The organism is Loktanella salsilacus, from assembly GCF_900114485.1.
GTDB lineage: Bacteria > Pseudomonadota > Alphaproteobacteria > Rhodobacterales > Rhodobacteraceae > Loktanella > Loktanella salsilacus.
This window is the reverse complement of sequence record NZ_FOTF01000032.1, coordinates 24655-33539: the sequence shown is the minus strand read 5'-3', so window position 1 is coordinate 33539 and position 8885 is coordinate 24655. Positions and strand designations below refer to the sequence as shown.

The 8885-nt window shown below is 57.2% G+C and carries 7 protein-coding genes and 1 pseudogene; 2 read left to right on the top strand and 6 right to left on the bottom strand.

Going from position 1 to position 8885, the window contains the following annotated elements; genetic code table 11:
* A pseudogene (locus BM131_RS20325) lies at nt 1-283 on the top strand (IS3 family transposase); the annotation flags it as partial.
* Nucleotides 284-604: 321 nt separating this feature from the next.
* Nucleotides 605-742: an integrase core domain-containing protein gene (locus BM131_RS20780; protein WP_139222694.1), complete on the top strand. Its 138-nt coding sequence runs from the start codon at nt 605-607 to the stop codon at nt 740-742.
* 366 nt (nt 743-1108) lie between these two features.
* Here BM131_RS20780 and BM131_RS17935 read toward each other — a convergent pair whose 3' ends face one another.
* The 6 genes from BM131_RS17935 to BM131_RS17910 form a co-directional block, all read right to left on the bottom strand.
* Entirely contained in the window at nt 1109-2176 is a 1068-nt protein-coding gene (locus BM131_RS17935) for an alginate lyase family protein (RefSeq protein ID WP_090191658.1), read from the bottom strand.
* Between the two features lie 4 nt (nt 2177-2180).
* Nucleotides 2181-4898, bottom strand: coding sequence for a tetratricopeptide repeat protein (locus BM131_RS17930; RefSeq protein ID WP_175499451.1), 2718 nt, complete (start codon nt 4896-4898; stop codon nt 2181-2183).
* Nucleotides 4899-4983: 85 nt separating this feature from the next.
* Entirely contained in the window at nt 4984-5631 is a 648-nt protein-coding gene (locus tag BM131_RS17925; RefSeq protein WP_090191654.1) for an alginate O-acetyltransferase AlgF, read from the bottom strand.
* Nucleotides 5628-6815: an alginate O-acetyltransferase AlgX-related protein gene (locus tag BM131_RS17920; protein ID WP_245754310.1), complete on the bottom strand. Its 1188-nt coding sequence runs from the start codon at nt 6813-6815 to the stop codon at nt 5628-5630. Before BM131_RS17920 ends, BM131_RS17925 begins: the two co-directional genes overlap by 4 nt.
* Before the next feature lie 170 nt (nt 6816-6985).
* On the bottom strand, nt 6986-7813 hold the full coding sequence (locus BM131_RS17915) for a hypothetical protein (RefSeq protein ID WP_090191652.1): 828 nt from the start codon (nt 7811-7813) through the stop codon (nt 6986-6988).
* Nucleotides 7810-8880 (bottom strand): alginate O-acetyltransferase AlgX-related protein, encoded by a 1071-nt coding sequence (locus BM131_RS17910; protein ID WP_090191650.1) that lies wholly within the window; start codon nt 8878-8880, stop codon nt 7810-7812. The genes BM131_RS17915 and BM131_RS17910 overlap by 4 nt, the downstream gene beginning before the upstream one ends.
* Between the last annotated feature and the right edge of the window lie 5 nt (nt 8881-8885).

Below are 8885 nucleotides of genomic sequence, written 5' to 3'. Positions count from 1 at the left end.
GGGCTTTGCCACAAAAACAGATGCTCAGGCTTGGGTAAAATCCTTCGCCAATTGGTATAACGGCGAGCATCTGCACAGCGCCATCCGCTTCGTCACTCCGGGCGCACGCCACGCTGGCCATGACCGCGCAACGCTGGCAAACCGCGCCATGCTCTATGCAAATGCGCGTGCGCAAAACCCAGAACGCTGGTCAGGCAAAACCCGCAACTGGCAACCCGCCGGACCCGTCTGGCTCAACCCAGAAACCGAAATCAGCGCCCCTGAAATCAGAGACGCCGCATGAAATCGGCGGACAACATGTTTGACAAACACCGCATCATGCACGCGAGTTCAAAGCGAAGGTGGTGCTTGAGGCGCTGAAAGGCGGGTAGGCCGTGTCTGAGCTGGCGAGCAGGTCGGGGCGTGCATGCGGCGATGGTCAGGCAATCGAAACTTACGCGGCGTCCGGTACTTTTGAACGCGTTAGCCGCAAGATGCCGGTCAGGCGTCCACTTCTTAATGGACGGCAAGGGTCGATACTTGGGCAACTATTCATTGAATGGCCAGTCCTTGTCCGCCATTTTTCTATGGAAAATGGGCGAGCGGCGCACCCTGAAATAAGAGTGTGCCTATCTGCGTGCTTGTGACCGGTTCTCAGGCTCGCGCGGGTGTCCGGAATTGTATGAAATTCTACAACCACCGCCGCCCACACAAGGCGCTTGGCGGCCAAACGCCAGCGGTGGTCAACTCACTGAGTAGTTGAAATCCCAACCCGATCGGCAGGAGCAGATCCGAGCTCAAAAGACGCCGGATCTTGTCCAAGGAATGAGGATCACCTCATCTTGGTTTCAAAAATACCAAACATAGCGTCTACAAATCTAGGGGCACCTCAGATGCCATACTCACGGCAAAGCTCAGGCATGGTGCCTTAAGTTTGGGGCAGGAACGCAAGGATTTGGGGTTTGCTAAATCTTGTCAGATTCATCAGATTTTACCCGGTCATTTTACTAAGAAAACTCAGCATCTGCATCCCCTTAGTTTTGGGGAAGATTACCCAGCGAAGTCATCATCCTATGAGACTAAGGAATGCTCGATTTCGACTAATCCAATGCGGCTCCGATGAAATCTCCTACTGCCACAACAACCGCTGGTCACCACCAAGCTTTGAGTTAGACAGATTTTCCGTCTTTTGCGCGCGATCAACCAAAGGGGAATTGGGAAACAGCGACACATAAGCTCCCAGAAACGCAAGCTCGTGGTCCTCCAGGGTCTCGGTCCCGTCAAAGTAGCTTTGACGCGCGCCGCTATATTCTTGTGTCAGTGCACCTTCTTGTTCGAAGTCGTTGAAGGCATATTCCACAACGCGGGGCAGGGCATTGTTGCAACTGGTGGTCATGGGCAGACCGGCACGGTCAAGGCGCGCCGCGATGGTGACAAGCGGGGACAGGGCATGGAATTGGTAGTGCAGCCCATATGATCCGCGCTTTGTTTCCTGCGGTAGGCTGCCATCCTCGCGGGCTGTACATAGAATGCGCACGGCAGACGCGCTTGCCCACCAGACGAACGTGTCGGTGTTTGTCACTTCGCCGATATTAAGCAGTGCGAGCGCGGCCCAGGCGCGAAGGTTTCCCGTCCTTGCCCCTGATGTTGCTTCTTTTTCCCAAAACTCTAACTGTTCTTGGGCCCGCTGGATCAGCCATTGGTCCACGTCCGCGACCGCCTTTAGGTCTGTGATAAGCGGCCGGACTTGGCGATACGCCTCGGCAATTGCGCCAATGCGTGCGCCCATCGACAGGCGTGCTGTGAAGCTATCCAGATCCGAAAGCGCTTCCGCACGCGCCCAAGTCGCAATTTGTGCAAGCACGCAGTCGGCTGCACCACTGGCAGAGGTTGGGTCGCTTTCGTTCAACACGCCATTGGAGCGGGCAACAAGGTCGCGGATAAAGTCGTCGACGGGGCGCAATGCCGCGTTAACCACTTCATTACTGTCGACGTCCAGCGTTGATCGCGTGTCGTCATCGTCGGTGTAGCGGCTTCCGTAATTTAGACTTATTACGGGCTCTGGCGCTGCAGCGCATTCGGCGTCAACCGCGAAGGCCGGGGTCGCAGTCATCGTGCCAGCGCTGCCAAGCATGACGCCAAGCGCGAGTGCGGGCAGTCCGCTGGGCGTGCGTGTTCTTGAAAACTTCTGTGCCATGGCGTTAGCCTCCTCGGCTTAGTCGGATCAGACGCGTGATTTCGCCCGCTTTATGGCTTCCGCCGTCAGAGGCGCGCTCTAACCAGACGGTTGCCTGTACTGGATCTGCTGGAACCCCGATCCCAAAGGCGAGCGCTTCACCGTAGTCCGCCATCGCGGTCGCGTCGCCCCATTCGGCCGCTTGGCGCAGCCAGTCTGTGGCCGATGTCAGATCGGCCGGTCCCGTTGCATTGGCCATCAAATACTGACCGTAACTGCGCATGGAATACACGTCCCCGCCGCTTGCGGCGACGCGGTAAAGTTCAGGGATGTCGAGCGTTTTAGCGATCGAACTTTGCGTTGCATCATCGGCCTTGCGATAGCGTCCAAGATAGCCCGCCAAAAGCGGAATCCGTTCGGTGACCACTGCATCCGCTATCAGATCGACAGCCTTGTCAGGTGAAAAGGTTGCCAGTTCGGGGGACACACGCAGCTCAAATAGCTCTCGTCCGGCGGTATCGTCGCCCAACGCGTAGGAGCGTTCGAACATGTCAGCGGCAAGCGTGGCGCCGGAGGGACCTTCGAGATCGTAACGTGCCTTTGCGAGGTCGGTGATGGCCCATGTGTTATCTTCCATCAATGTCTGTGCGACATCGAGCCAGTGTCCCGTGCCGTCGCGGTCCCCGACTTGGCGGGTTACGCCTGCCATCAGCATGGCGTTCTTATAGTCGCATGGCATGATGCCGCGCGCTCTTTGCATCATGCGCTCTCGGTCTGGGCCGGTGACGTAGGGAATGGCGAACAATAGCGCTGAAAAATCGCCATCGACTTCGATGATATCCCGGTAAGTATCAAAGACAGCGCGGCGACCGTCATCGTCTTTTGCGAAGCCTGCGATAAGCTGGATGGCTTTACCGTAGCCCAGTTTTGCGATTTCGGTCAGCAATGTCACCGCTTCACCCTGCGCCTGCGCGGCCGCTGTGGGATCAATTTGTGTGCGGCTATCAAGCAGTGCCTCTGCCAGTGTAAGCGCAGCCGAAGGACCAGACCGCTTGTATTCTTCGCGCAGAAGGCCAAATGCCGCGAGACGTTGTTCTCGGTTCTCGGCAAGCTCGAATTCCAGCTTTGCAAGCGCGTTCAGCACGAGAGAGTAGCGGTCGGAATAGTCTGTCCAGAAGTCTTGCATTTCAGCATCGGCGAAGCCCGCGTATTCCAGTAGCTTTAGCCAACTCGCCAAAGCTGATGGGCGTCCATACAAGGCATGGGACTGCAAAGCAGCCAGGGTCAGGGGATCGTTGTCTGGCGACAGCGCGATGACCTCATGTGCCGATAGGTCGATGTTGGCTGTGGCAGTCGCTTGTTCAAGGGCCTGCCAATGCTGCGCCTCGGCAAGGCGGGGCGCGTCAACTGCACGGCAGGTGTAAGCCGAAAAGAGTGTCTTCAACGGGCTTATTCCACCGTTTACCGACACAGCTTTTGCAAGCAGGTTCACAGCCTGGTCAAAATCGGATGGGTCTGATGCCTGTGCGAGGATTAGATTTGCCAAACTGATCGTTCCATCCAGATCGCCAAGTTCAACCGCACGCTCTAGCAACTGACGGGCATTTTCTGTGCCGGCCCAGCGGCCTTCGGTTTCCAGCACCAGTTCTGACAGCCGGGTGAATGCCCATCCCGGTGGGTCCTGAAGTTTGGTCAGCGCGTCGAGCGCATCGACACGCCGGGACTGCTGGCTCGGATACTCAAGCGCGTAGCGTTCAAGGAAAAGCGCAATGCGTGTCAGGCCGGGCCGTTCGCCGTTGCTTGCCGCTTGTTCGTAAAGTGAAAGGGCTTTGTCGAGGTCTGGCTCAACGAGTGCACCGACCTCGTAAAGACGGCCAAGCTCTATCTGCGCATAAGGAAGACCGGCATCAGAGGCCATGTTGAGGTATTTCAGCAAGGTCGCATTGTCCCGCGCGAAGCCTTCGGCTTCGAGGTGGTATTCCACAACTTTCCAAGCGGAATAGGCATTCCCTAAATCGGCTGTAAAGCGGAACCAATCATGCGCTAGTTGCGGGTCTTTTTGGACAATTTCGCCCGAGTGATACTCTCGAGCAATGCGTGCAGTGCGATCGCAGATGGTCGGGTTCAATTCACCGACAAGCGATCCGAATGCCATGCTGACCGCAAGTTCCAATGGGACGTCCCATTCTTGGGGTGCAGTGCCGTTTAAAACCATCCCCGACAGCGTCAGCAACGCGTCTGCATTCCCTGCGTAGCCCGCAGAAATCAGCAGCGTATCGGAACGGGCTTCATCGCGGGGCACACCGATGCCATCGCGGTAATAGCGGGCCAACGCGGTGCGGGCGCGCGGGGAAAGTGCATCCCCGTAGGCGGCAAGTTCGGGCACAAGCTGTGCCTTCGTGAGCGTTTCAAAACGCCCCGCCACTTCCATCGCGGCAATGCGTGACATCAAGGCATTCTGGCCACCAAACGATGGATTGCGTGCCTCTAGTCGATCAATCATTTGCATTGATTTTTCGTACCATCGCACGCCATCAAGATGCATAAGACGATTGATGTCCCGTCTAATCAGGGTGCTATCCATATCGGGCAGCGCGCCGCCGTCCCATGCGCCCCATAAGCGGATCGTGTCTTCATCCGGGGGCCGCGCTGTGCAGATCGGTTCGATCTGGATGTTTGGCGGCTCAAAGCGAAAGTCGAGCCTGGCCCCATCCTGCGCAGCCAACGGATTAACGGCTGCCAAACTCAACGCCAGACCGCAGGGAACAGATAGAGTTAGTCTTTTAACATAATTACAGATCATGGCTGCGGCTCCCGAATTTTTAGCTTTATTTAAAATACGTGTTGGGGACGGCTGATGCTGAGAAACTACCGCCTTCTTCGCTTAGGACGATTGTGACACCCCCTTTGCGTTTCAAATCGACCGCATCGACGTTTGCGAGTTCCTCTTCACCACTGCGCAGGTCGAAATCGAGCGTCAAAGGTGCCTTGAGCGCGACGGATTTCGTATGCGCTGCATCGACGCTTTCGATCGCGACGGCGTTGGCCAGCGGCACATACAAGTCGATGCCCGAGACTTCGGTGAGGTTATAAAAGCTGACATCTGCTTTTGCGGGGCTCAAGGCGAGCATGTCCTCGATGACGTCTGGATCGGTGCCGTTTAGGCTGACGATCGTATAGTGTTTGGACGGCGCGACAGGGATATCGATGCTTTGCCCAGACAGCATAACGGCAACTGTGCCCGGCATCACGTTGACATAGTCGGACAGGCCAGCGTGAAAATCCCGGACCGTTTTGCCGTCGATTGTTGCAAAGGCTTCGGCGGGCGCGAGCACGCGAATAAAGCTAGAATTAGGATCGTAGACATCCTCATAAAGCGCATCGTCGGCTGATCGCGCGGTACCGGGCACACTTGCGATAAGGGCGGCCGCGGCGGGCAGGGCTATTGCCATGAATACAGATCTAAAGCTCATCATGATTTTTCCTCTTGATGTGGCAACGGGTGACAGACGTAGAGTCGCGCGTCGGCGCCAAAGGGCGCGGACAGATCAATGCGCACCTGCTGCGCGCCATCGGGCCAAAGTCCGGTCATCGGCATGTAAAACCGACCGGTCCGGCGCAGGCGTTCCCCGCGGCGCAGTGCCTTAAGGCGTTCGCCGCCGTTGGCAGAGACGAAGGTGTAATCCACTTCGTGCGCCGTACTGCCACCCGTATCAAGGAAGAGTGTGTCCGATGCGTCCAGCCCGCTGACATCTGCGGTGACTGACAGGCGGTCCTTTGCAATCGCAACAGGACGCTCTGCCGCGCAGTTGTTTGCGGCTGCCCCAATCAATTCGCGCAGGGGCTGGTCGCCGTATTGCGCCAGATTGTTGTAGATTGGATTTTCCCAAACCAAGAATGCCGGCGGCGCCTCTTGGAATTCAGCCGATGTCAGATAGGACGTAATCGCCCCGTACTGGTTGCCCCCGGTAATCGCAAAATTCACGACCTCTAGGCTGGTATGCTGTGCAATCCAGTTCGGGAAATTGTTGATGGGGCTGTCAGAGAATGATGTGCCCACGAGCACGATTGGAATTGTATCGGCGGTCTGCCCGAAAATATCGATGCCGGCGTCAGCACTGTCGCCGAGCCCGATATCGAGGCCACTGTCATTGCCAACAGGCTGGGTGTTCCACGTCATCGTGATGGGCTCTGGCAAGGTAACGGTGCAACGTGTCTGCAACACGCGCCGCATGCCGGAAAATGCCGTCTCTTCGGCCACCGGTTCGGTTGTGAACTGGGTGACAGGAAGCGTTTCATAAAACGGATGCGCCTTGATCACATCAGCAATCGCAGCGGCACCGAGGTTGGCACCATAGGCGGACCAGTGAAAATCAGAGTTGAAAAACGGCAATTTGCCCGGCTCTGCCTTTAGCAGCGCTTGACGGATATCGACGGTCAGAACGCCCGCAGCCGTCAGGCGGTCCAACACATCGTCATGAACGGCGGTCGCGACATTTAGGTCGAACCCATACAGACGCGCCTGGTCAGGCAGGTCGCCGGGCATCGAGACGCTTTTTGTTGGGATCGGAGCAAAGACAAGCGTTGTTCCGCGACTTTCCAGCGCGCGAGACAACTCAGCTAAGTGATTAACAATTGCTGCAGAAAACGGATGATTCATCCTGATATCGGTATTGATGCGATAGAAAACGCCGTGCTTTCCTTCAATCGCAGGAAGCTCTCGGTTGTCTTCAAGGCCAGAACAGCCAAACGCGCTTTGCGCATGAAGGCTGGTCGCTGTGAAAACGCTACACATTGCTATCGTGGCGCAAGTCAGTCTCATCCGGTGTCTCACGGTGTGATCTCCCCTTGTGTGTCGACTTGAAGTGCAAAGCTTTGATCGGGTCGCAGCGCCACGACCCGCGCTTCGACGAGCGGCAGCAAATTTTGCGAGATGAGCCGTGTGCGAAGGCTGTCCGAGTCTTCGGCGCGCAGAAGATATTGGCGGGCTTTTTGTAGCTCGGCAGGCGTCGGGCTATCTGAATGTAATATCTCTGATGCCAGCTGCAGGGCCACGGCATGTGCAGCTGGCCCATCGGTTTCAACTAGGATCCGGTCCAGCTCTGCGCGCATATCTGTGAATGGGGTGTTTCGAGCGTGGTAGCGCAGTACCGCCTCTAACGCTGGCGCACTGCCTGCGTTCGCATATGTGACAAGAATATTCCGTAAGTTAGCCAGCCGTCCGGGCGTGGTCGTCGCCGGGTCAAGCGCGTCTAATGCTTTGATGAAGCCATAAATCGCGCCGCCACGGCCGGTCGCGGCCGCGATCCCGTAATAGTGCGCTGCATGTGCCGCCAGCCCTGGTTTCGCCACGAAATCCAGCCGTTTGGCGTACTGAAACGCGGCATTGCCATCCATCAGGTCAGCAAGATCGCGCAGGGTGGAATCCCGCAAGGCGACGTTGGCGGATAACGCCTTGCGTGCTTGCACAAGCGTCGGCGGCAATTGGTCAGACCGTGTGATGCCCGTTACCATAACAACCGAAACCTGCGGCGCATCCTGATCAACAGCCGTAAAGCCGCTGAGCAGAGCATTAGTTTCGCAAAGTGCGGGCGCGGCGGTCAGGAAAACCAAGCCGAAGGCCACGGCACCCAATCCACTACAGTGACGACCGATCATACCCGATCCTCCGCCCCGGTTGTCAGCATGGCCGGATCGGTCAGGTACCGCACTGGGATTTCCCAGATCACCTGCGCCGCGCCATCTAAGGGGTCGCGCTTGGTCATGTAACTTTGCATCGGCGCAAATGGGCCTTTGCCCTCCTCGGCGTAGTTGATGACGTCCCGATGCAACGCCAGTTTCAAGGCTTCGGCAAAGCTCCAGTTTGGATTTGCGCTGTATGACGTGCCAACAAGATCAACCTTTTCAGAGCCTTCCGCACTGTTGCCAAATATATCCACGATGCCGCCATCCGTCGCCTGAGCTATGGCGCGGTATGGCGTCACCTGCTCTGGCGCGAGGCCAATGCGCGGCGCAAGAGCGTCGGATGTGACGTAAGTCACTAAGTCGCCCGCAAATTTCGTCGTCGCGTCTGTCTGGGTCGAAAATTGTTCGGTCCCGCCTGTCAGCGTTTCGCTGCTGGCAATCAGTTGGGCCACGGCAGATGCCCCTTCTGGGGTCCAGTGTGTGTCTGTTATCAAAAACGGCTGGGACAGCGGCAAAAGTGCAGGGCGTGTATCGATCGCCTGAATACCAAGTTCATTCAGATCCTGCAGAAATGTGCTGTAGAAAAGTTCGAGGCGGCGGGATTCGTCCGCGTTGGGGCTTTGCGCCCGCAACAGATCGACCTTGGCGGGCAGGGGGGCCACCAGCAATTCAACGCCCTGTGCCTGCAGATCATTGGCGACCGCTGCAATTTCAAGCAACGCCTTCTTATACGTCAATGGATCGGCGGCGCGGAACTCTTCAGACGTGAAAAGCGTGCCGCCCCGCCCGACGACGACGCCGGGTCGGCCTTCGTCCAACAGCACATAGCGGGCGGCACCGATCAGCCCGACAGCTGGCGCCTTATGCGGAAGGCTATCGCGATAAAGGGTGTCGATGTCATGGGTGATCTTGCCGTCGAACACGCCTTCAAGGACCGGCATCGGTGTGTCAGGCTTACTGAAAAGTGTAAGGTTGGCCGCAATGGCATAGCCAAAGAAGACGGCGGGGACTGTGGCTTTCAGGGCAAGCGAAAGTGTCATGTCTA